21 protein-coding genes, 1 pseudogene and 1 other annotated feature are annotated in these 23903 nt (G+C 36.8%); of the genes and pseudogenes, 15 read left to right on the forward strand and 7 right to left on the reverse strand.

Annotated elements, in window-relative coordinates; translation table 11 throughout:
- Positions 1–134: 134 nt before the first annotated feature.
- The gene (locus CYJ36_RS02625; RefSeq protein WP_101564510.1) at positions 135–827 is read right to left on the reverse strand and encodes a DUF1836 domain-containing protein; all 693 of its coding nucleotides are present in this window, start codon (positions 825–827) and stop codon (positions 135–137) included.
- A gap of 139 nt (positions 828–966) precedes the next feature.
- On the opposite strand from CYJ36_RS02625, the gene htpX reads away from it, so the two are divergent.
- The 3 genes from htpX to CYJ36_RS02640 all read left to right on the forward strand — a co-directional run bounded on the left by htpX (position 967) and on the right by CYJ36_RS02640 (position 5830).
- Positions 967–1845 carry a protease HtpX gene (gene htpX, locus CYJ36_RS02630; RefSeq protein WP_101564512.1) on the forward strand — a complete coding sequence of 293 codons (879 nt, stop codon included), beginning with the start codon at positions 967–969 and terminating at the stop codon, positions 1843–1845.
- 467 nt (positions 1846–2312) lie between these two features.
- Positions 2313–3659: a TrkH family potassium uptake protein gene (locus CYJ36_RS02635; protein WP_101564514.1), complete on the forward strand. Its 1347-nt coding sequence runs from the start codon at positions 2313–2315 to the stop codon at positions 3657–3659.
- A gap of 149 nt (positions 3660–3808) precedes the next feature.
- Positions 3809–5830, forward strand: a complete 2022-nt coding sequence (locus CYJ36_RS02640; RefSeq protein ID WP_257962372.1) for a penicillin-binding transpeptidase domain-containing protein — start codon at positions 3809–3811, stop codon at positions 5828–5830.
- Between the two features lie 34 nt (positions 5831–5864).
- On the opposite strand, the gene CYJ36_RS02645 is transcribed toward CYJ36_RS02640, so the two are convergent.
- Positions 5865–6800: an LCP family protein gene (locus CYJ36_RS02645; protein WP_101564519.1), complete on the reverse strand. Its 936-nt coding sequence runs from the start codon at positions 6798–6800 to the stop codon at positions 5865–5867.
- A gap of 292 nt (positions 6801–7092) precedes the next feature.
- On the opposite strand from CYJ36_RS02645, the gene CYJ36_RS02650 reads away from it, so the two are divergent.
- The 4 genes and pseudogenes from CYJ36_RS02650 to CYJ36_RS02665 all read left to right on the forward strand — a co-directional run.
- On the forward strand, positions 7093–8649 hold the full coding sequence (locus CYJ36_RS02650) for a bifunctional metallophosphatase/5'-nucleotidase (protein WP_101564521.1): 1557 nt from the start codon (positions 7093–7095) through the stop codon (positions 8647–8649).
- A 453-nt stretch (positions 8650–9102) separates the two neighbouring features.
- The gene (gene corA, locus CYJ36_RS02655; protein WP_101564523.1) at positions 9103–10044 is read left to right on the forward strand and encodes a magnesium/cobalt transporter CorA; all 942 of its coding nucleotides are present in this window, start codon (positions 9103–9105) and stop codon (positions 10042–10044) included.
- 328 nt (positions 10045–10372) lie between these two features.
- Positions 10373–10625, forward strand: a binding site (T-box leader).
- Positions 10626–10680: 55 nt separating this feature from the next.
- Entirely contained in the window at positions 10681–12039 is a 1359-nt protein-coding gene (locus tag CYJ36_RS02660; protein ID WP_101564525.1) for an amino acid permease, read from the forward strand.
- Between the two features lie 61 nt (positions 12040–12100).
- Positions 12101–12307, forward strand: a pseudogene (locus CYJ36_RS02665) (CorA family divalent cation transporter); the annotation flags it as partial.
- A gap of 228 nt (positions 12308–12535) precedes the next feature.
- Here the strand turns inward: CYJ36_RS02665 and CYJ36_RS02670 are convergent.
- Positions 12536–13447 (reverse strand): superoxide dismutase, encoded by a 912-nt coding sequence (locus CYJ36_RS02670; protein WP_257962373.1) that lies wholly within the window; start codon positions 13445–13447, stop codon positions 12536–12538.
- Positions 13448–13841: 394 nt separating this feature from the next.
- A complete protein-coding gene (locus CYJ36_RS02675) occupies positions 13842–14558 on the reverse strand; it encodes a DUF421 domain-containing protein (RefSeq protein ID WP_101564528.1) in 717 nt (238 codons plus the stop codon).
- 588 nt (positions 14559–15146) lie between these two features.
- On the opposite strand from CYJ36_RS02675, the gene CYJ36_RS02680 reads away from it, so the two are divergent.
- Positions 15147–15506, forward strand: a complete 360-nt coding sequence (locus CYJ36_RS02680) for a YunG family protein (protein WP_101564529.1) — start codon at positions 15147–15149, stop codon at positions 15504–15506.
- A gap of 457 nt (positions 15507–15963) precedes the next feature.
- Here CYJ36_RS02680 and CYJ36_RS02690 read toward each other — a convergent pair whose 3' ends face one another.
- Positions 15964–16170 carry a hypothetical protein gene (locus CYJ36_RS02690; protein WP_101564534.1) on the reverse strand — a complete coding sequence of 69 codons (207 nt, stop codon included), beginning with the start codon at positions 16168–16170 and terminating at the stop codon, positions 15964–15966.
- Positions 16171–16207: 37 nt separating this feature from the next.
- Entirely contained in the window at positions 16208–16732 is a 525-nt protein-coding gene (locus tag CYJ36_RS24620; protein WP_101564536.1) for a CBO0543 family protein, read from the reverse strand.
- Positions 16733–17037: 305 nt separating this feature from the next.
- On the opposite strand from CYJ36_RS24620, the gene CYJ36_RS02700 reads away from it, so the two are divergent.
- The 4 genes from CYJ36_RS02700 (at position 17038) to CYJ36_RS02715 (ending at position 19852) form a co-directional block, all read left to right on the forward strand.
- A complete protein-coding gene (locus CYJ36_RS02700; RefSeq protein WP_101565628.1) occupies positions 17038–17490 on the forward strand; it encodes a hypothetical protein in 453 nt (150 codons plus the stop codon).
- A 76-nt stretch (positions 17491–17566) separates the two neighbouring features.
- A complete protein-coding gene (locus CYJ36_RS02705) occupies positions 17567–17980 on the forward strand; it encodes a bleomycin resistance protein (protein ID WP_101564539.1) in 414 nt (137 codons plus the stop codon).
- A gap of 909 nt (positions 17981–18889) precedes the next feature.
- Positions 18890–19522 (forward strand): HNH endonuclease family protein, encoded by a 633-nt coding sequence (locus tag CYJ36_RS02710; RefSeq protein WP_101564541.1) that lies wholly within the window; start codon positions 18890–18892, stop codon positions 19520–19522.
- An 87-nt stretch (positions 19523–19609) separates the two neighbouring features.
- Positions 19610–19852 (forward strand): hypothetical protein, encoded by a 243-nt coding sequence (locus tag CYJ36_RS02715; protein ID WP_101564543.1) that lies wholly within the window; start codon positions 19610–19612, stop codon positions 19850–19852.
- Between the two features lie 231 nt (positions 19853–20083).
- Here CYJ36_RS02715 and CYJ36_RS02720 read toward each other — a convergent pair whose 3' ends face one another.
- Complete coding sequence (locus CYJ36_RS02720) at positions 20084–20575, reverse strand: DinB family protein (RefSeq protein ID WP_101564545.1); 492 nt, start codon at positions 20573–20575, stop codon at positions 20084–20086.
- A gap of 187 nt (positions 20576–20762) precedes the next feature.
- Between CYJ36_RS02720 and CYJ36_RS24235 the strand changes: the two genes are divergently transcribed.
- The 3 genes from CYJ36_RS24235 (at position 20763) to CYJ36_RS02735 (ending at position 23881) form a co-directional block, all read left to right on the forward strand.
- Positions 20763–20888 (forward strand): hypothetical protein, encoded by a 126-nt coding sequence (locus tag CYJ36_RS24235; protein WP_257962374.1) that lies wholly within the window; start codon positions 20763–20765, stop codon positions 20886–20888.
- 356 nt (positions 20889–21244) lie between these two features.
- Positions 21245–21838 (forward strand): dienelactone hydrolase family protein, encoded by a 594-nt coding sequence (locus CYJ36_RS02730; RefSeq protein ID WP_101564547.1) that lies wholly within the window; start codon positions 21245–21247, stop codon positions 21836–21838.
- A gap of 294 nt (positions 21839–22132) precedes the next feature.
- Entirely contained in the window at positions 22133–23881 is a 1749-nt protein-coding gene (locus CYJ36_RS02735) for a M3 family metallopeptidase (protein ID WP_101564549.1), read from the forward strand.
- Positions 23882–23903: the final 22 nt, after the last annotated feature.

Here is a 23903-nt window from a genome sequence, read left to right on the forward strand (position 1 = left end):
ACTGGCAATTGTCACCGTATGTTTATGGTTGCAGCCGCTGAATGAATAGGAAATGAAAAGCAAATCCTACATTTAAAGGATTTTAAAGGCAGTGTTTTTTTTTGAGCGTGCAAGATGGGAGCATCAATCAAAACCTAATCCGTTCCAGAAATGTGCTGCTGAAAAAACAGGACAGTTCTTCTCTGAATATGAGAAGAAATGACCGATAATACCGTTACCGTTAAAATGTTTTTCACCTTCAGCCAGGGATCGCCGGATATCTCCTTAAATAAGTCTCGTGAAGAATCAATTTCTTTTATTATTCTGGTCTCCACCTCATGATCTGATAAAGAAAAAAGGGTAAGGCTTTCGATTTTTTCAAGGATCTTCCCATAGGCTGTATAGTAGGAGAGCGGTGAGATTAAGTCATCGCTGCGGTCTGTTATTGTATTAAAAAGCGTCATCAATAAATGCCTGATTGTATCAAAATCAAAAACAGATTTTAAGTCGCGCACAATCAGCAAAATGGCTGCCTGCTCAATTGAATATTTTTTCCCGAGTTCAGGTGCACCGATTAATTCTTTTATATCACGTTTAATCCAGTTCTGGATGGAAGTAGATTTCAATGACGTAAGCTCACAAAGCTTAGCAAGAGCAACAATTTCATTTGTTGATAAACCTCTTGGAAATGGTTTATGATTTCGTAAAAAATCAGGAATGGTACTCTTCGAATCTTGATGGGGCACTCCAATCTCTTCAAGTAATTCCAGCGGATTCTGATCACTTTCACCTTTTAAAGAAAGCAGCAGTCTTCCCATATCTGAACGCCGAAGCTGTAATGATTTCATCTCACACCTCTTTTAGGAAAGTCATAAGAGACCTAGGATAAGTTTTCCAAAGCCTTCTCGTTTGCATTCTTGACTGTTTCTTTTTTATAATAGTATTATAATACAAGTTCACTTGAACTCAAAATATTGGAGGTCAAAGATGGCTAAACGTATTTTTCTTTTCATCTTAACAAATATTCTTGTTCTTATTACCATCGGGATTGTCCTGTCTGTTTTAGGCGTTGATCCCTATGCGAATACTGCAGGTGGAATCGATCTCATCAGTTTGCTTATATTTAGTGCTGTAGTCGGTTTTACAGGTTCATTTATATCACTTGCTATGTCTAAATGGATGGCAAAAATGATGATGGGCGTAAAGGTGTTAAAGCCGGATCAATCCTTATCTGCTTATGAGAGAGAGCTAGTAGAGCGCGTTCATCGACTTTCAAGAGCAGCAGGAATTAGAAAGATGCCTGAAGTCGGAGTCTATCAGTCAAGTGAAGTTAACGCATTTGCAACAGGTCCTTCAAAAAATAATTCACTAGTTGCAGTATCAACAGGCTTGCTTGAGGAAATGGATGATGCAGCAATAGAAGGTGTGCTTGCTCATGAGGTTGCACATATTTCAAACGGCGATATGGTCACGATGACTTTGCTTCAGGGTATTGTGAATACATTCGTAGTATTCCTTGCCAGAATTGCGGCATGGATTGCTTCAAGGTTTGTAAGAGAAGATATGGCGCCAATTGTTCACTTTATTGCTGTCCTCGTTTTCCAGATTCTCTTTTCCATTTTAGGAAGCTTAGTCGTTTTCGCTTATTCCCGTTATCGTGAATTCCACGCAGATAACGGCGGAGCAGATTTGGCAGGCAAGGATAAAATGGTTCATGCGCTTCGTTCATTAAAAGGCTATACACAGCGCATTAATGATGAACAATCCTCTGTAGCAACATTGAAAATCAGCGGTAAGCGCGGGCTGGCCCTATTTTCCACACATCCAAATCTAGATGAAAGAATACGTCGTTTAGAAGCGAAATAAACGGGTAAAAAAGCAGGAGAAGTCTTTCCTGCTTTTTATTTGTTTCCAATAGTTTTCTTTTCTTTAGGCTGTTTTCGCATTGATTGTTGTTTTTGGTTATTAATTGTACCCGTGGATTTCCGCTGCAGGCACCTGCTTTCCGCTGTGAGGGATGGGAGCCTCTATTTCCCGCAGGAGTCAAGTGCCTTCCGCTACAATCCACTGGCTCCTTTAATGCCATCCTTTTTTATTTGATATTTTTCCAAAATGGAATCGTCATCTGGGATATGTTGTTTTCTTTATCTTACTCGTTAAATCTTAAGTAAGGTATGTTTTAATAGGTGCATGTTCACAATGAAGAAATAACTAAAAACAAATATTTTCGCATTTTCATCAATTTTTTTCAATTAATCTCTTTTCATCTTACCTGCTTTTCATTATGATAGAGACCATGCAGTTAATTGTTAAGCTAAGGAATGAACCATTTCATGAATCAATTTAAACTTTTTTTGCAATCATTAACCCCTTTTCAGCTTATTGTGGCTTATTATTTCATTGCTGTTTCTGCCTCTGTCGGATTATTAAGCCTCCCTGTTGCACATAAAGAAGGAGTAGACTGGACGTTTATGGACGGGCTTTTTACAGCTGTCAGTGCCGTAAGCGTGACCGGCTTAAGTGTTGTTTCAATTGTTGATACCTTTACTGTTCCAGGCATTTTTATTCTCATGTTTGTTCTGCAGTTCGGAGGAATCGGGGTTATGACTCTTGGAACATTTGTCTGGCTGATTGTCGGGAAAAGAATCGGTCTAAGGGAACGGCGGCTGATTATGGCCGACCAGAATCAATATGCACTCTCTGGGATCGTAAACTTGATGAAACAAATCTTATTTTTGATTTTATTCATCGAATTTTGCGGAGGTATGATTCTCGGTATTTATTTCTTTAAATATTATCCTACTTGGCAGGAGGCATTTTTGCATGGATTTTTCAATTCAGTCAGTGCAACCACAAATGGCGGTTTTGACATAACAGGCTCTTCCATGATTCCATATGCGGATGATTACTTCATACAGTTTGTCATAATTCTATTGATTACTCTTGGGGCCATAGGTTTTCCTGTTTTAATCGAAGTGAAAACATTTTTATTCAGTAAAAAAGGAAAGTACCGTTTTACGCTGTTTACGAAGTTAACGACAGTTACATATGCATTGCTTGTTGTAGGGGGCACCATCATGATAGCAATCCTTGAATATCAGTATTTTTTCAATGGGAAGGCATGGCATGAGACGTTTTTCTATTCATTGTTTCAATCTACTGCGACAAGGAGCGGAGGACTCGCAACAATGGATGTCAGCCTGTTCACCGAAGCAACGCTCCTGATTTTGTGTGCGTTAATGTTTATCGGTGCTTCTCCGAGCTCAGTCGGCGGAGGAATCCGAACCACTACATTTGCGCTGAACATACTGTCGATCTATCATTTTGCCAAAGGGAATAAAACGATTAAAATCTTTAAAAGAGAGCTTCATGAAGATGATGTGAAGAAATCTCTTGTCGTCACGCTGATGGCATTTGTTCTCTGTTTCACTTCTGTTTTTATCTTATCCATCACTGAGCCATTTCCATTTATAGCACTCCTATTCGAAGTGTGTTCAGCATTCGGAACAACCGGTCTGTCCATGGGAATTACACCTGATTTGAGCATTATCGGAAAATGCATCATTATGATCCTTATGTTCATAGGAAGAATCGGACTGGTCACTTTTATTTACATTATCGGTTCAAAAGAAGTAAAACCGAATTATCATTATCCGAAAGAACGGGTGATTATTGGATGATAAGCTGGCAAACGTGCCGGCTTTTTCTATGTAAAAATAGTCTTGATCTTCTGTAAAGCTATATGAAGATAGATATCCTGAAAGTTGATTCAGGAAAAAAATGCCTGATTTATGCTATACTTAATCTATTAATAAATGGGGGAGATAAAGTGAAAAAGGGTTATTTTTTAGTTGCGCTTGTGCTGCTTATTCTTGCAGCAGGCTGTTCAAAAGGGCCAACGCCTGAAGAACGTTTTCAGGAATATGTGAATCTCTGGAATGATCAAAAATTCAGTGAAATGTATGCCTACTTATCTGCAGATACGAAAGAAAAGATAGAGAAAAAAGAGTTTACAGAGCGTTATCAAAAAATCTATGACTCAATAGAAGTAAACGAGTTAAAAGTTACATACAAGAAATCAGAAGAAGAGGCCGTTCCAGATAAAGATGGGAAAGTATCCTTTCCGTTCTCGCTTGAAATGGAAACACTTGCCGGACCAATAAAATTTGAGCAGGAAGCAGTGGTTAAGCAAGAAAAAGCAGATAAAGAAGAGAATTGGTTTGTCGCATGGAATCCATCTATGATTTTTCCGCAGCTTAAGGAAGGGGATGCAATTGGAGTTTCTGAACTTAAGCCTAAGAGGGGCAGCATCTTTGATCAGAATGGCCAGGGAATTGCCATTCAGGCAAAGATTCCTGAGATTCAAATTGTTCCGGGAAAGCTTGGAGATCAGCCTGAGAAGGTAAAAGCAGAGGCAGCGAAGCTTTTAAATCTTTCAGTTGAGGATATTGAGGCAAAATTATCTGCAAATTGGGTAAAACCCGATGTTTCTGTTCCTATTGTAAGAGTGGATCCTGCAAAAACGGATTTGCTTAAAGAAGTTACGTCTTTGCCGGGCTTACAAAAGGCGGATGTTGAATCAAGGTATTATCCTCAAGGGGAAAGTTCTGCTCATTTATCAGGATATACAGGAAGCATCACAGCAGAACAGCTGGAGGAATTAAAGGATAAAGGCTACACAAGCACCTCACAAGTAGGCAAAGCAGGCCTTGAATATGTGTACGAGGAACGGCTGAGAGGAAAATCAGGCTATAAAATCTTTTTAGAATCTTCGAAAGAAACGATTGCGGAGAAGCCGGCAGAAAATGGGGAAGACATAACGGTTACGATTGATGTCACTTTGCAAAAAAAGCTTTATGATCAGCTGAAAAAGGACTCAGGCACAGCTGCTGCACTCCATCCGAAAACCGGGGAAACACTTGCATTGGTCAGCAGTCCTTCTTATAATCCGAATGATTTTATTTTTGGAATGTCAAGTGAAGCCTATCAAGCATTAAATACAAATCCGCAAAAACCGCTGTCTGCCAAATTCAACAAAACATTTTCACCAGGTTCTACATTTAAACCAATTACAGCAGCTGTTGGTTTGAAAACAGACAGCATTACACCTGAAACAACAAGGGAAATTAACGGTCTTACATGGCAAAAAGGCCCTGAATGGGGCAAGTATACAATTACAAGAGTGTCAGATACATTTTCATCAGTTAATCTCGAACGTGCTTTAGTTGTCTCTGATAATATATATTTTGCACAGACTGCTTTGGATATAGGAGCAGGAGAGTTTAAGAAAGGGCTTGAAGAGTTTGGATTTAATGAGGATATTGATTATGATTTTCCAATCAATGCTTCATCCGTTTCAAGTTCAGACCTGGCTTCAAATGAAGTACTGCTTGCAGACTCAGGCTATGGACAGGGTGAGGTATTAATGAGCCCATTTCATATCGCAGCAGCCTACACATCTTTTATGAACGACGGAAGCATGCTTAAGCCGTATCTAGAGAAAAAGGATCAGGCTGCACCTGAATTCTGGAAGGAAAACATAATCACATCAGAGCAGTCATCCATTATTTTGGATGATCTAATAAAGGTAGTTGAAGATCCAAACGGCACAGCTAATAAGCCAAAACTAAACAATATTAAGCTTGCCGGTAAAACAGGAACGGCCGAACTGAAAACGAGCAAAGGTGAAATCGGTCAGGAAAATGGCTGGTTTGTCGGAATGAATATTGAGAATCCGGAACTCCTCATTACGATGATGATTGAGGATGTTAAAGAACGCGGCGGCAGTCACTACGTCGTTCCGAAGGTTAAAAATGTATTTTCGAGCTATCTAAAGGAATCTGCACAATAAAAAACAAGCTATTGCAAACGCAATAGCTTGTTTTTTATGAATTCATAAATGATTTAATCGCTTCTCTATTTTCTTCAATATTCAAATCGAGAACAGCACCTGATCCATTATAGCGGGCATTTTCAAAACTGCCGTCAACTGGAACACGCATCGTTTTCAAATCAGACTTATTTGAGATAATATCTTTCGCGATAAAAATACCTGTTGATGTATCAAGGTTTGTATTAATATATGGAGTTATGACCCCAGCAAGCTTCGGCAGCTTCGCCACACCCTCAATGGTAAGCATATCTTTCATTAGGAGGTTCATTACTTCCTGCTGGCGTCTTACTCTGCCAAAATCACTTTCAGCATCGCCGCGATAACGGACATATCCTAAAAGATGTTCACCATCAAGCTTTTGCACACCTGGTTCAATCGTTACACCAATTTTGTGAGACATTTTATTCTCAACATCTACTTCTACTCCTTTTGGAAAGGCCGTATCAATCATGCTTTCGAAGCCTTTAAAGTCAACGATGGCATAATGCTGGATGTCTATATCAAAATTGTGCTTAATGGTTTCACGGAGCAAGTCAGGACCGCCTATAGCAAAGGCTGTATTTATTTTGTTTTGTCCATGTCCCGGAATTTCCACATAGGAATCACGCATAATGGAAAGAAGCTTTGGCTTCTTTGATTTTTCATTGTATTGGGCAATCATGATTGTATCTGTTCTTGCTTGCTTTTCTCCTCTTGAATCACTTCCTAATACGAGGACATTCGTATTACCATTTTCATCTTTTTGACCATTAAATTCATATTCTGTTTTTTTAATGGTTGATTCTGCAGCCGTTTCATTCAAACCTGATAAAAATTGATCATAAACAAACCAGGCCACTCCGGCAAATAGTAGAGTAACAATGGTGAAAAAAACAAATAGTCTTCTTCTGCCTCTTTTTTTCTTTCTTAAATGTTTATCTGCACGCATAAATAACCCTCATTTCGTTTTGAACCCATTAGGGATGATTACAGTATACTTGCTTTTTTAGGAGATTAGGTATGTGAAATAATGGATATTACATTTTTAATGTAATCCTAATAATCTATTGTAAAGGAATAGGTGAAGGAATGAAAGAGGAAGTTGAAAGAAGTTTTTTGTAAAGTCTGCTGTTCGTATAGACCTATCAATTCTTAATGAAAATTAATAATCCTTTACCTCATCTTTAGATGGGCTTCATTCTGAAATGCTACGTTAGTAGTATCAAAAGGAGGGAAGCCGATTGAATCATACAGTGAAAATTGCATCCATTTTCTTTTTAATCTTATTTGTTCTGTTTCTTTCTTCTGTTTATGCTGGCAGTTCCGGACAGGCCGGAACAGGTGAAAATCAGCTTGCCGAAATTCATCTCCTCGGAATGAATGATTTCCATGGTCAGCTGACCACACATTCAACACTTTCGGGAAAAAAAGTTGGAGGTGCAGAATACCTTGCTGCACACATAAACAGGTTAAGGCAGGAACATGAAAACACCATGCTCGTACACGCCGGTGACATGGTTGGCGGAAGTCCCCCTATTTCTTCACTATTTCAAGATGAACCGACCGTACATTTTTTAAATCAGCTTCAAGTTGATGTCGGCACACCAGGCAATCATGAATTTGACCAGGGTGTCGATGAATTATCAAGACTCGTGCACGGCGGCTCCCATTTTAAAACAGGCTTTTTCAAAGGTACTCATTTTAATTATATTTCAGCTAATGTTATCAATAAAGTAACAGGTGAACCGCTATTTTCGCCTTATACAATTAAAGAGATTGATGGAATGAAGATTGGATTTGTTGGTGTTGTCACAACGGAAACCAATCAATTTTTGCTTCCTGAAAATCGAAATCAAATCGAGATCATTGATGAAATAACAGCCATAAATCAATCCGTTAAACAATTACAGGAACAAGGCATCAAATCCATTGTCGTGCTTGCCCATGTTTCAGCAAAATCCGGCTCTAACGGAAAAAATCCAAGTGAAGACTTAATTGATATGGCACCAAAAATAGATGATGAGGTTGACCTCATATTTGGAGGACACAGCCATCAGCTTGCAAATACAGTTGTAGACAATAAGCTGATTGTCCAAAGCTATTCATACGGAAAAGCATTATCTGATGTTCAATTGACAGTTGACCGCAGAACAAGTGATATTGTTCAAAAAGAGGCTGCAATTGTGTTAACAGACCACCTAACCGTTAAGCCTGACGCAGATGCGCTCACACTGATCAAAAAATACAAGGATAAGCTTGGAGACGAATACAGAAAATCAATAGGAACGACACAGCAGAATTTTTCAAGGAAAAAGGATGCGAACGGCGATTCCCCGCTTGCAGAATTAATTGCTGAAGCCATGAGATCCGAATTAGACACAGAGATCGCGTTTGTACACCATGGCGGAATCCGTGAAAGCTTGGAAAAAGGAGATATTACAAAGCAGCAGCTATATGCGGCACTCCCTTTCAAACATCACGGCGTAAAAATGTCTTTAACCGGAAAAGAAATGAAGAGCGTTCTTGAACAGCAGTGGGCTTTGAAAAAAGAAAATTTGCTTCAGGTAAAAGGAGTCACGTTTTCTATTGACCGGAATGCCCCAAAAGGTGAGAGGATCAGCAATTTGAGAACGGAAGAAGGAAAGCAAATTCAAGAAAATGAATCCTACACGATTGCAGCAAGCAATTATCTTGCATCAGGAGGAGACGGGTTTTCAGAGTTCAAAAATGCGGAGATTATCAAAAAAGGGCCGGATATGACGGAGCTGCTCGCAGCTTATATTCAAACTGATAATTAATGAAAAAACTGGAAAATAAACTTATATGCAAACGGATTCGGTTCAGAGTTTCAAGACAGTTAAATTGCATTAGAAAAAACACACCATTTATCAGGTAAAATGGTGTGCTTTTTCGTTGGATTATTACTCGTTAGCGCATACGGCGACCGCGATGATGCCGAACTTCAAAACAGATTAAACGAATGGAAAAACTTTTTTTGGATGCAGGATACAAATCATCTAAATTAGACGAGATGGTAAACTAAGGCATTATAAAAATTTCTGTTATTCTTGAAAGTCAAATCGAACGGCTATTGATTCAAGTACATAATGAACTGATATTCTTTCAAAAAAACCTTCTCTTACTAGGACTTTAAAGAGTTTTATTATCCTGCTTAACTTTTGAATATTTTATTGTATTAGACACAAAATATGTGATGGGATTATATTTATCAAATAAAGGCGATGGTGTAAATGATTCGTATTTTTGCGGTTACGAACGATTTAAAACTTTTAAAGGATATACCAATGAATCGTTTATCTGATTCTGCTATTAAATGGTTTTGGGTGGATTTTGATGCCCCAACTGAAGAAGAAACAATACTTCTTAAAACACATTTTAACTTCCATCCTCTAGCAATTGAGGATTGTTTGCATTTTTTGCAGAGGCCAAAACTTGATTATTATGAAGGATATGATTTTTTTGTTCTGCATACTTTAAATAAAGACTCACTTTCACCTGAAGAAATAGATATTTTTGTAGGAAAGAATTCCATTATTTCTTTCCATTTATCCCCATCATCTGAAATAGAAATGGTTCAACAAAAATTAATGGGAGATAATAATATTCTAAATAAAGGGGCAATGTACATTTTTTATTCAATAATGGATAAAATCGTCGATGAGTTTTTCCCTACCATATATAAAATTGAAGATAGTATAAGTGAAATTGAGACCAAAGAAGCAAATCAAGATTTAATTGAAAGTGTATTTGAAATTAGGAACCAGTTACTGAAATTACGACGAATAATTTTCCCGATGAGAGAATTACTTTATAGAATTTTAAATTCAGAGAGAGTGATAATACCTAAAGAAGAACGTGTATACTTCATGGATATTTACGACCATTTGCTGAAACTTTCCGAAATGATTGAGTCGAATCGAGAAATGACGAATGATATACGAGACAGCTACATATCCTTGAATTCAAACAGAATGAATAAAATTATGAAGACGCTAACCGTTATGACTTCCATTTTTATTCCTCTAACTTTCATTGCAAGCATTTACGGAATGAACTTTGAATATATGCCCGAACTTACCTGGCGATGGGGCTATTTTGGGGTTCTAGGGATTATGTTTGCGGTCGGCTCAGGCATGCTAATAGGTTTATGGATTAAAGGTTGGTTCAAATAAAATATATAAAAAAGCCGATGTTCCTAATGAAGAAACTTTATCAGTTATTCAATTAAAGGGGACTGTATTGAATAACATAATAATCGTACATTTTAGTGAGAATTGGGCTTTATTAGACCCTAACAAATTATAATGTATGAGCGAAAAATGATTGAACTAATACACTTCATAGAATCTCACTCTTAATCCATAAAAGGGGGTATAGCGTAAAGGATCAAAGGTCATCAGTAAAGTATTAGAAAAATCATTATATTCATTGACAATGAGGTTTTCAGCTTGTATAGTATAGCAATATATTAATTATGCACGACATTACATGATGAAAATAACGAACACTATGATTAGGAATAGTAGAAGATTGTCATGATGAGCAGAGAGCTGCGGGGTGGTGAAACGCAGTCACATGGCACTTTGAACTCGCCTAGGAGTGGTAGAGCCGAATAGGATGATTATCTTAGGTTCTAACGATTAACCTACGTTACAAGGTTTAGCATTATATACTGTGCGCTAAGCTGGACTCTGTAAGAATAGGAGTCAATAAGAGTGGTACCGCGGTTGGCCTAAAGCCCATCGTCTCTTTTTAAGAGACGATGGGCTTTTTTGTATACTTACAACAAAGATTAGGAGACTAAATATATGAATAACAAACAAGAGAGTTTAAAACGAACCATGACATCACGCCATATTGTGATGATGGCTCTGGGAGGAGCTATAGGTGCAGGGTTATTTAAAGGAAGCAGCACAGCCATCGATATGGCAGGTCCTGCAGTAATTATTGCGTATATGATTGGAGGAATCATATTGCTTTTAATTATGCAGGGCCTTGCTGAAATGGCAGTAAGAAACAAAGAGGCTAGAACATTTCGTGATTTAATTCAGCCGCTTTTAGGTGGTTATGCTGCGCACTTTCTTGACTGGATATATTGGAAAATGTGGGTGTTAAATATCGCAGCAGAATCAGTGGTAGCTTCTATTTTTCTGCAGTACTGGCTTCCGGACGTTCCGGTTTGGATACTGGCTTTAATGGTTTCTGCCATCGTTACCCTTGTAAACTTATTTTCAGTAAAGATATTTGCAGAAACTGAGTATTGGCTTGCCCTGTTAAAGATCAGTGCAATTGTATTATTTATCATCTTTGGCTTAATCATTTTATTAGTACCGTTTCAAGACCATGCCGCAACAGGATTTTCTAATCTTACAAAGCATGGCGGATTTTTCCCTAATGGTATACATGGATTGATTATGGCTATGCTGGTGGTGATTTATTCATACGGCGGTACTGAAATGATAGGTGTTACTTTGGCAGAGGTGAAAAATCCAGAAAAGGTTATACCAAAAGCTGTAAGAGGCACATTGACGCGAATTATTTCTTTTTATATTTTACCGTTTTTTGTTATTGTGAGCCTGATCCCCTGGAATCAAGTGAATGGCGTTCCGGAGAGCCCGTTTGTGACGGTGTTTAAAATGATAGGAATTCCATATGCGGATCACATTATGAACGCCATTATATTGTTAGCTATTATTTCTTCTATGAATTCCGGACTATATGCATCATCGCGTGTACTATATACACAAGCGGTGGATGGACGTGTTCCAAAACTTTTCGCAAAAGTGTCTAAAAGACAGGTGCCTGTTTATGCAATACTGGCTTGTACATCTTCGCTGTATGTAGGGGTGCTCATTTCACTATTTGCCGGGAGCAAGACTTTTAATTATTTAATGGGTTCTCTTGGATATACAGTTTTATGTATTTGGATTATTATTGCGATTGCGCATTTGAAATCCCGCAAAAATCAGACAAATCAAGTCAGCTACAATGTTCGCTTTTTTCCTTACACGACTTGGATAGCTCTATTGGCGCTGCTTGCTATATTGATTGGTGTAATTGCTACTACTTCCATTATTGTGACGACTATCACACTCTTAATTTATTTATTCATTGCAGTGGCTTACTTTGGTGTCGGTTCACGTTTTGCCAGAAGACAAGCTGCATGATTTTCCTTTTATTAAAGAGAGACACCACTTATTAAAGAAGTGGTGTCTTTTATTTAAATTCAACAGAATGAATAAAATTATGAAGACGCTAACCGTTATGACTTCCATTTTTATTCCTCTACCTTTTATTGCAAGCATTTACGGAATGAACTTTGAATATATGCCCGAACTTACCTGGCGTTGGGCCTATTTTGGGGTTCTAGGGATTATATTTGCGGTCGATTCAGGCATGCTAATAGGGTTATATGTTCAAGGTTGGTTCAATTAAAATATATAAAAGCCGATGTTCCTAATGAAGAAGCATCGGCTACTGGCTTAATCGGGGGCTTTGCTTTAATAAGGTAGGTTGCTGAGGCAGCCATTTTTCTTCAACTAACGGAGCGTTATTTCAACAAGACATACAAACAAGATCGATTTTTATCTGTTTTTTTCTTTTAATTAAAAACAATACCAAAGTGTTAAAAAAGGTGCAGTGATTTTCTTTACCCTAATAACTTTAAAATGGTTGCCACATAATCGTTTTTGCTTTATTGAATCGTTTTTCCACTTCCCTCCAATTAACTATTTTCCACCATTTATCAACATATTTAGCTCGTTCGTTTTTATATTGCAGATAATAGGCGTGTTCCCAAACATCTAGAACAAGCAAAGGAATGACATCCCATTGTGTCAGATTCTGATGCTTTTCAGCTGTTAAAATCTCTAAACGATGGGCTCGAGGGGCCCAAACGAGAATAGCCCAGCCAACAGCTTCAACATTTTTTGCTGCTTCGGAGAATTGTTTTTTAAATTTTTCAAAGCTTCCAAATGTGTTATGTATCGTTCCGCTTAACTGATCTGATGGTTCACCCCCGCCTTGCGGACTCATAATAGTCCAAAAAATTGTGTGTAAATAGTGACCAGAACCGTGAAACGCTGCTTCTCTTTCCCAATGCTTTATCAAGCTGAAATTTCCGCTTTCACGGGCTTTTTGCATTTCTAATTCTGCTTTATTAAGTCCATCTACATAGCTTTGATGATGTTTATCATGATGTAATCTCATGATTTCTTCTGAGATGACAGGCTCTAAAGCATTATATGAATAAGGAAGAGGAGGTAATCGATGTCCCCCGATTGGGACAACTTGAATTCTTTCATTTTCGATATGACCGGATAACAGTTCAGCTCGGTTTAAGAAGCCATTAAGCTTGTCATATAAGGAGGTTGCTTTCTTACTTAATTCATGATAATCATGTATGCGATTTTCCGTTTCTACTTCATTTTTTAATGAAAAGAAAGTGTCTTCCCATTGCTGTAGAATAGGTTCGTCGACATTTGTTAAATGTTGTCGAACTGATTCCCAAGTTATTTCGATATCTTCACACCAATTCAATAATGACTCTAAATACGTTTTTTCATTTAATTGCAATGGTTTCGCCTCCTAGGTTAACCTTCACTAAAAAGATATGAGTTATTTGCGTAAAAATACACAGAGCAATACTTTAATAATAAGTAAAAATCAAAATGAAATTTGAACTCTTTTATTACTGCCTGGTTGTCAATGGCTGAAAACTAACGGTTTAAATTCGTTTACCAATAGCGAAGAAGTGAATTGTACCATTCACCAATCTATTCACTTCTTTAAAGAAAAAGAAGCAGTTATTAAATTACAAAAATATTTATAATGATTGTTCAGCAAAAAGGGGCTTTGAAGAAGGTTTTATAAGTGCCTTCAGCGAATATCTCTGGGTGTAATAAATCTAATTGGAAGATTAGTGCGGCAAATTGTTTCAGATGAACTGATGGGCATGTTGCGGGGTATTCTAGTTCCCTTTACTCAGTTCATCATTCTTCTCATTATTTTCGCTATACGTCTTAATGAAAAAACCTTCAGATTTTGACCATTCTGCATATAGAATATCTTGAGTGTTTGAATATCCTTCTTTTTCAAGCTCTTCAAATAGCCATTCCTTTGATTTCACTAAATAGTCTAGAATACTCTCATTAATTTTTCCTTCGTCAATTAATAAAAAGTTCATCGGCTCGTCTTCAGGACTCATATTTAGCATTTTTGGCTTGATTGTATCTAATTTGGCATACTTCTTTAAGCTGATCGAACCACCTGGCTCCAAATATAAATCTTTTACTTCCCGCAACGAAAACACCCCTTGCTTGCGGAGCATAACACGGAGTTGTTCCATTTCCAAATGATTTTTGTTGAGTTCATTGACGTTCAGTTTACCGTCTTTGACTAAAATGGATGACTCGCCTTTTAACAGAATCCGAATTTTATCGTATTTCTTTGACAACTTCTCGATTATATAAAGGAGTCCTCCCCATACAGCCACCGCAAACCATACTTGGAGCAGAGATACTTTGTCGTCGTAGATACTCTCCTCTAATATGCCACCCAGTACAATGGAGTATATAAAATCAAAAGGTGTGAGTTGGGACAATTCCTTTTTTCCAAGTATCCTAGTCATGACAAGTAAGGCAATCAATCCAAAAAATAGTTTCCCTCCTATGTCAAGGTAAGTCATAGTTTTTATTCCTCCAATCATTTTGTTTATGCTAATCCATTTCCCTTTATTACAACCTTTAAATCAAATAAAGGAACAGGGATGAATGAATTAGGATGATCCTCAATTAATGGGCGCATATCCAGAACAAGGATTACCCCTTATTTAATCCAATAGAGTATTGAGAAAATCGTCTGTTTTTGAAATAATTGGTAGTAAGCAATCACGCAGGATTGCTGAATAAGGAAAAAAATTAAAAAAGAATATAGGGAATGTGAAAGGGATGTGTAATTGGAGTAACCCATAAAGTAAAAGCAGAGAAATATGTTCACTTTAAAGAACGAATTAAACAAAAAGAAATATAGAAAATGACATTACCATACTTTTAAATTTAGGCCCGTACCTGCAAACCATCTTATAAACAAACGAGATTTCAGACTAAACCAGGATATTCTACATTTGCCTATGTACACCCTTCTTCAAGAACGGAGAAAAAGATTTAAATTGTGGACTGCTGACGAAAAAACATTTTCTAATTGTGCTAATGTGGCATTTTAGTTTAAAAATTTAAAAATAAAAATTCGATTGTTTGTGAATGGAGATTTTGAAATGGATAAAAATGAACGAACACAAATAGAACAGATAATGAACGCTTTATCAAACTCTTGGTCATTAAGATCAAGTTCAAAATGGAAGAATGATAACCCTGCAAAAGGACAATGCGGGGTAACAACATTAGTGGTGAATGATATATTGGTTGGAGAAATACGGAAAACAAACTTATCTGATGGATGGCATTTTTACAATATTATTAATGGTAAACGTTATGATCTAACTGCAGCTCAATTTAACGAAGATATAAAGTATATGGATATTCCTTCAAATAGAGAAGAGGCATATTCGGATACCAATGAAAAACAATATAATTACTTAAAACAAAGTGTACAAAACCATATACATAATGGTTAAATATAGTATTTTTTCTTTAATATATTGAACGGGTGCGATTGCAGCAGATGGTAATCGCACCTTTAGATAACAAAGTGTCGCTGCTTCTTATTTAGAATAAAGGGAAGTATTAGTGAAGACGCTTATTGTTATCGAAGACTTGGGCAGGATTGTTGAAGAAAAGTTTTTTCATTAGCGGTAAATTAATAGAGATAGGAGGGAAATTAATGGACATATTTTTCATCTTTACTACGCTTAGAAACATAATTTCTACTTTTTTTCAAAATGGCATTTGGGTGGTCGGCTTTTTTTACTTGTTAATTAAAGCGTTTGAAGGTGATAGACTTAAACAGTTTTCAAAATATGTTATAGCCATTATTTTAGTACTATTATTTGTTTATTCAGTACTTGGAAGTGTATAAATTTTTTACCTTTTTATCATTCCAATTAACGGGAGCGTTTCCCTCTTCATTTATAACTAACTTATCCCTTTTTTTAAAGTTTTTTCAGTATTTTTCTTAATTCTCAAAATCAGATATTCAGTTTGCAGCTGGGACCAGACAAATCCTCCAATCATTAAGGCAATATATAATAACCTATCTTGCTTAAATTCTTTGTGCCTAATCCATAATACTGCTGCTATCGCAGTTAAAACGTGTGCTATTACTTGAAGAAGTGAATTCATAGAAAACAACACCTTTAAATTTTTTTTATAATCGAAGTTATGTAAGTGTTTCTTTTGGTACTTCTAAAAGAATCCACAATAAAGCGAAAAACAAAATTGAGATCATCCAAGCTAACAAGGGCCTATTAACGTGGATTCTTAAAACTGTAAACATAACTATATTGAAAAGGATAGACCAAGCAATATTCCACCCATGATGATGTTCAATTAAATTTAGATAGTTTAAATTTATGAATTCTATAAGACTGTATAGGAATACCCATACCATAATCCATAGAAATTGTTTAATCCTGTTCCTAGGGAAATTCCCTAAGTAAATAAGCAATGTTGAGGAATAAACCAAAACTATAATCATTATATCAATAAGAAGGTGACCATATAGAATATTACTCCCAAAGATGGTTTCTTTATATGACCACAACTTATAATCGTGTAATACTGCATTTTTAAAAAAATCGCCACCTATAAAGAACAAGTAAGTGGGGTAATATTCACGCCAATTTTTCCAATCTCCCCATTTTATAGCAGCGATTACAAATAATAAGTTGAAAAAGAAATGCATAAAAACTCCTCTGTTCTCTGTTTTTTATATTATTGCTTTGATATAAAAAATTATGTACTCTTAGAATTACTCCTTATATAAGAAAGAATCGATTAGGTTAGACATATTTCATTAATTGCACACTTCGAAGATAAAATGCAATATAAGAGTAGCTTATTCAATAAAAGGGTGCGATTGCATTATAAGGTAATGGATCTAACCTAATTAAGTGCTGGTGCTGGATTGATTAAAAAGGATATTTAATAGTAAGTAATAAGCAGGGTAAATTAACCAAAAGAAATTGTAAGGGGTGCTTTATGTTCTTTATGAAAAAATTTGTATTGGTTATATCTCTTATCGCTGCTTTCTTTATTTATCCGTCTCAATCTAATGCTATTTCTATGCCTTGCAGTTTAACATTGGAGCCTGTTGATAAAAGTCTGAGAAATGCTAAGGGCGTAGCATTAATCTATAAAGTGCAATTATACCCGCCGAGTTTTGCACGAAAAAATATAAGTATTCTTGCCGTTCACCTTCCGGAACCATCCTCTTATGGAAATTATGATAGTTATGAAGGTTTTGCGTTTATACCAGAGGAAATAAGTTGGCGTTTTAGACTTTATCCTACCCCAGAAGATGATAGTCCAACTTGGGCTGGGAGATTTGATTTGATTTCAGCAGAAATGAAGAATGTTGAAGTTCAAGTAAGGCTATCTAATTCACAAACTGAAAAGCTGGGGCCGAGTGTTTTAATAAAGAATATTAAATACTGTAAGTAATTTATTCAACTAAAGGTGGCGTTAATTTTAGAATTTAAAATTGGTTAGAGGTAAGTAATGAAAGGGGAATTGAAATATGAAAATGCTGCAAGCCATTCCAGCTTTACCAGTGAGAGATATTAAAAGAAGCATAGATTTTTATTGTGAAAAGCTTGGTTTTTCCCTTGGATACCATGAGGGTGGTTTCGCGGTCCTTCTTTATTATGACGTTCGCCTTATCCATCTTTGGGAGGCCAGTGATGAAAGCTGGCGGAGTCGCAGCAGCTTAACACCGGTCGTTTCAGGTGCAGAATCCTTTATAGCAGGAACTGCCAGTTGTAGAATAGAAGTAGAGGGTGTGGATGAACTGTATCAACACATACAGCCATTGGGTATTTTGCACCCAAATGCGAAACTTAGTGACCAGTGGTGGGGAGTACGTGATTTCGGTGTATGTGACCCCGACAATAACCTAATAGAATTTTTCGAAAATATAAAAATTGAAAAGTAATGCCTCTTGTTATTGAATTAACAGGTGCTTTACTATCAATATGGAGGTTGCTGAGGCAGCCTTTTTCTTATTCAACTAAAGGACAGTTTAACGGAGCAAGCGGATTCTGAAGTTCTTCTACATTAGGGACAGATATTTGAACAACTCGGTTACTCCACAAAAAAGATTAACGCTATTTTTGTGGAACATATTGAACAGTATATTTTAAGAAGGATGTTTGTACTATCTGCCGAATTATTAATTCAACTTAATATCGAGTTGAGTTGAATGGAAAAGTATCTTTTAAAATTCAATAACAAGATGAAGTAATACATATCCAGCTAATAAAAGTGAAAAAAAAGTCTGTAATTTAAGGCGGACACATGTTGTATATCTATAATATGTGTCCGTTATTTTATTTTCAGAGATCAACGTGCCCAAAGAAAATATAGTTTTAGACTGGAAAATAAAGTGTAAGACTCACTGATGCAATTAAACTATCTGGCATTAGAGCGGAATACGATAATGTAAGGTATTTCCTAAGATGAGATATAAAGTATTAGCAGATCTCTATCATCATTATCGTATCAAGAAAGGCTTTTTGACATGCTGGAAGAAGAGAAACAACTATGTTTTTCTTTACAATAGATAGATTATTTACAATTTTTTAACTTTAAAGAAAATAATCCATGTAATATCATTGCAAGTAGAGGCGTGTTCAATTTATTGCCTTTTCTCATTGAAAACTACTTAAAAATGACACAGATCACTAATTCTATGTCGCTTTTTAAAGAGGCCCTAAAAGTAATGAATCGTTCCCGTGCCCAATTTCGCTTTGGTTGCAATCTTTATCTTACTATTAACATCTCATTCACTAAAAATGAACATAGATGTTAGTAAATAAAAAATTACATATAGGAGGCATTTCTAATGCTGAAGAAATCGATGTTGTTTGTTTTTGCGTTGTTTCTGTCGTTTGCTGTTTTTCAATATGGCATGCCGACGGCCTCGGCGTTACCACCCGGAACACCGTCCAAGTCCAGCGCCCAATCCCAGCTGAACTCGCTGACCGTGAAGTCCGAAGGCTCTATGACCGGCTACTCGCGCGACAAGTTCCCGCACTGGATAAGCCAAGGGGGTGGCTGCGACACCCGACAGGTGGTGCTCAAGCGTGACGCCGACTACTACAGCGGGAGCTGCCCCGTGACGTCCGGCAAGTGGTACAGCTACTTCGATGGCGTCACCGTGTACTCGCCGTCCGAAATCGACATCGATCATATCGTCCCATTGGCCGAGGCGTGGCGTTCCGGCGCCAGCAGCTGGACCACAGAAAAGCGCCAGAACTTTGCCAACGACCTCAACGGCCCGCAACTGATCGCAGTGACCGCCAGCGTAAACCGGTCCAAGGGTGACCAGGATCCGTCGACGTGGCAGCCACCGCGTTCTGGCGCCGGCTGCGCGTATGCGAAGTGGTGGATCAACACCAAGTACAGCTGGGGCCTGCACCTGCAGTCGTCGGAGAAATCCGCGCTGCAGAGCATGCTCAACACGTGCTCCTACTGAGTCCGTTACTACGTCTGCAAATACTACCAACCGACCGTTGGTAGTACTTGCAGCGTAATCATCCAACCCCAGAAGGGAGTCAATCGTATGGAAAAGAAATCGACAATCTTCACCGCAACCCATGGTGTAATGACAGCTGAGGTCGGCGTGATCAGCGGGGAGCTCGAACTACGTACCACCTGCGATGACGCCGGCGCCCTCACGCTCGCCATCACGTATGTCGGCGCCGAGGAGTGGTACACACTGCCGGGTGAAGACTACCGCCTGCACGATCCGCGTGACCACGAGGTCGTCCACCGCATGCTCGCCACCGTGCTAGAGCGCTCTTGAGGACTGACCTCGCCGTGCTCCCAAAATGCCTAGGAAGCCCAGCAGTTCTTGACAATATTAGCTAATATAAGCATCTTAGCTATTCAAGAAAAGGGCGCTATTATGGAGTAATAAAAAAGCCCAATTTCTCAATTTTAATACTGAGAAATTGGGCTTTTATTTGATGTAACAGTTAGATCTGCTTTTAAATCGTTTTGTTGTGTGCGAAACTCAAGCAATTTTAAGCATCGTTTATAAATATGAGCGCTTAACTGGCCATGAACCTTGTAGTTTACGAAGTTGTACAATTTGTCCTGTATGATAAGCATCGTGCAAAAGGATATTCAGATATTGTTGCCAAACTGGTAGAGAAGGACTTGGTTGATCCAATTCTGCTTCTTGAAGGGATGTTAATGAGGATTGTAAGGCATCATGTACGTGAAGCGTTCGCTTCACTGTTTCTTGCCAGGCATCTTCATCATTAGCTCCACCTTGGACAAACGTGTCATCATTATTTTGTGGAGCAACAAATGTGTCATCTTGATGTAAGCGGGAAAGTAAGCGCTCTTTAAAGGTTAGTAAATGGTTTACATTTTCCCAAATCGTATTAGCGGCCTTTCCTTCTGGTTGCCAACATGCTTGTGCAGCGGTAAGATTTTTTAACGCTTCTGATATCGGTGGGTACCATTCTTCTTCGTAAAAAGCTTGCTTGACTCCATTTTGCAAGATTTCTTTTTTACTCATTAGGATAGCCTCCTTGTTTGTAACTATCTAAATTAGGATTCATTAGTTACCATCAATTTATCAAATTTTCCGAAAAAGATAAAGAAATTCTATTTGAATGTGGTGTTTATGTTTTACTGGAGAGGAACTATTTCATTTTGGTTTTGTACGTCAGTTTACTGTTTATGAAGAAAACGAGTATTCTCATATGGAACAACTTCACTGTGAATTTTTATTTAAACCAACAGATGAGTTAAGAAGTTTAGAGGTATCAGAATGGTCAATGGATTATGATGATATAGATGATTTTTTAAATCATATAGAAAACCTTTAGGAGTTTAAAATACCTTTGAATTTAAAGCCAATAAAATCAGAAATATATCAGGAAGAAGTTTAACCTATTTTTCACTTTCTGGGCAATAGTGGAAGGTCATTATTATTGTCTTTTAAGATTATCTTGAAATCGAGTCTTCTGTTATAGGACGCGATTCTGCAGTAAGGAATTGCGCTCTATCTTTATTTAAAGGGCCAGATTGTGGAATAACACTAAAAGGATAATTGGGTATTTATGTTAAATTCTTATAAGATGATTGTGAAGAAATGTACTTATACTAATGGGGCAGTAGTATGAAGAAGAAATGTTATAATATGTATTGAGTTTTGAATTGTAATCATTTCTGGGGGGGTAAAATGATTCAAATACTGAATAAGAAAGAAAAACTGGTTATTGTAGTTCACGAAATTTATGGAATTAATCAATATATGGAGAGTTTTTGTAAAAGATTATCAGAAAATGACTTTGATATTATCTGTCCAAACTTACTAGAACGTGAACAACCTTTTGATTATTCTGAAGAAGAGATTACCTATCGAAATTTCATGGAGAACATGGGGTTCGCTAAATCTGCACATAAAATAAAGGATATATTATTAGATGTTAAAAATGAATACAATAAAATATATATTGTTGGATTTAGTGTGGGGGCAACTGTTGCTTGGTTGTGTAGTGATCAAGATTGTCTCGCTGGGATAGTGGGATACTATGGTTCAAGAATTAGGAATTACAAAGAAATAGTGCCACTAAGTCCCACAATTTTATTCTTTCCGCAAGAAGAACATTCCTTTGACGTGGATGAGTTAATTTCAAATCTGGATAATAGAAATATCGAGTTACATAAATTTAAAGGAAAACACGGATTTAGTGACCCATACTCTCCTAAATATAATGCAAAATCAGCCCAGAACGCCTTCAATGAAATGCTTAACTTTTTTACAAAACACTGATTGATAAACTAGGCTTATTAAGCTAAACGAGCGCGTTACTTCAACAAGACCTAATATTTATGATCTTCCGCAATCGGGGGCTTATCTGGAACAAGATATGCTCTTTTTTTGTGAAATAAATGATTGAGATTACGGCATTGTTTTGAAATAATTGGTATTGAGTTTTTCGATAGGAACGAATTTTTTTAAATAGTCAATAGAGGACAAATTCAGTGTGAGATTTGAAGAAAAGAACTCAACTAACAAAGATATTATTAAAAAAAAGGATGGAATATATAAGAGGGGGCAAGGGAAGTGGATACAATCAAAACACCAGCACGTTGGAATTTGAATAACCTTCAGTATGGCTTAGACTTAGATAAATTAAAGAAACATTTGAGAAATATCAAAGAAAAGTTGACAGATATCGAGGCAAGGTCCGCATTAGGAATCCTTAAAGAAAATGATTTAGTAACCCTATCAAAAATAATTAAACAGATTGAATCAGCTGAATCGTTTTATTATTGTTTAGCAACAGAAAATATAGAAACTTCTTTTTTAACATCACTAAATGCGAGCATCTCGAAGCTAAAATCCCAAGTTCGGTGTATTATATCTGATTTGCAAGAATCACTGCATAATATGAGTGAAAAAGAAATTGTTGAATGGTCCAACAGTATTAGTCAAAAAAGGTTTATAGCGGAGATATTGAATGATAGGGCAAGGACGAGCAGTGAAGAAAAAAAAATATCAAGTTTTATCGGAGAAACATTAAGCTGTCTGGAAGACATATATAGGCAACTTCGTAATAATTTGAAAGTGAGAATTGAACTTGGAAATGGAGAAAATGAATTATCTTTTACTGACGCTGATAATTTTGCAATGTCTCACCCTGATCCAACAAAAAGGCATCTCGTATTTAAGGAATTAAACCACACTCTTGAATTACAGGCCAACGTGTTTGCTTCTATTTATAATCAGATGGTTGGACTAAGGCTTAATGAGAACAGGATTAAAAATGTCGATTACCTTGATGAATCTTTAAAATTAAATGGTATATCTAAGACAACACTTAATGTTATGTGGGATGCAGTAGATTCCTACTCGAATAAATTTTCTGAGTATTTAAAAATCAGAGCGAAAGAAGCAGAGAAAGGAAAACTTTCGTGGCATGAATTAATGAGTTCCTCTCAGGACGTAACCCTTAAAATTACAATCTCACAAGCCATCGAGGGAATAACTAAGTCACTTGAAAACATTGACAGCAAAATATCCGAATACGTGAAGGATGTAATTTCAAAAGATTGGGTAGATGTAGAACAACGTAAAACAAAACCACATGGAGGTTTTTGTGCTCCATTTATTGCTGAAGGTGAGTCAAGAATTTCATTAAGCTATGACGATAGTATAGACAGTGCAAGAAGACTTGCACACGAATTAGGTCATGCTTGGCACTTCCAACAAATGAAAGATGTACCATCATTGCGATTTTCCGAAGAAACTTTCGAAATGACAATGGCAGAAACCTCTTCTATCTTTTTTGAAACTGCATTTATTAATTATGTAATTAAAGACACAAGAGATGTTTCAATCAAAAAAGCAATTCTTGGATGGAAGATTGAACGGAGTTTAAATTATTTAATGTCAATTAGAGGAGCTTTCTTATTTGAAAACAGTTTTTATGAGTACAGAAAAAATGAACAATTAGATGCAAAGCAGGTAGAAAAGCTTTCGTTACAATGTCAGGAAAAGGCTTTTGGTAATGGATTAAGTGAATATGAACCATATGTGTGGATTAAATATGGACAGTTCTATCAAGCTGATGTTCCTTTTTATAATTATCCATACTCTTTTGGTTTCTTGTTAAGTATTGGACTTTTAGAAATATCTAAAGGCAATGAACTTTTCCAAAAAAAGTTCCAAGAATTTTTAAGTGAAACTGGAATGCTGCCTCTCGAGCAGCTAATCAAAAAACATTTTAATTTAGATCTCACACAACATGAATTTTGGGAAAAATCGATCCAACGTTTGTTAGAAGATATAAACCAATATGAAAATTGTTAAAGTAAGTGTTGTTTATAAATTG

The sequence above is a fragment of the Bacillus sp. UMB0893 genome, from assembly GCF_002858905.1.
Lineage (GTDB): Bacteria > Bacillota > Bacilli > Bacillales > Bacillaceae > Bacillus_P.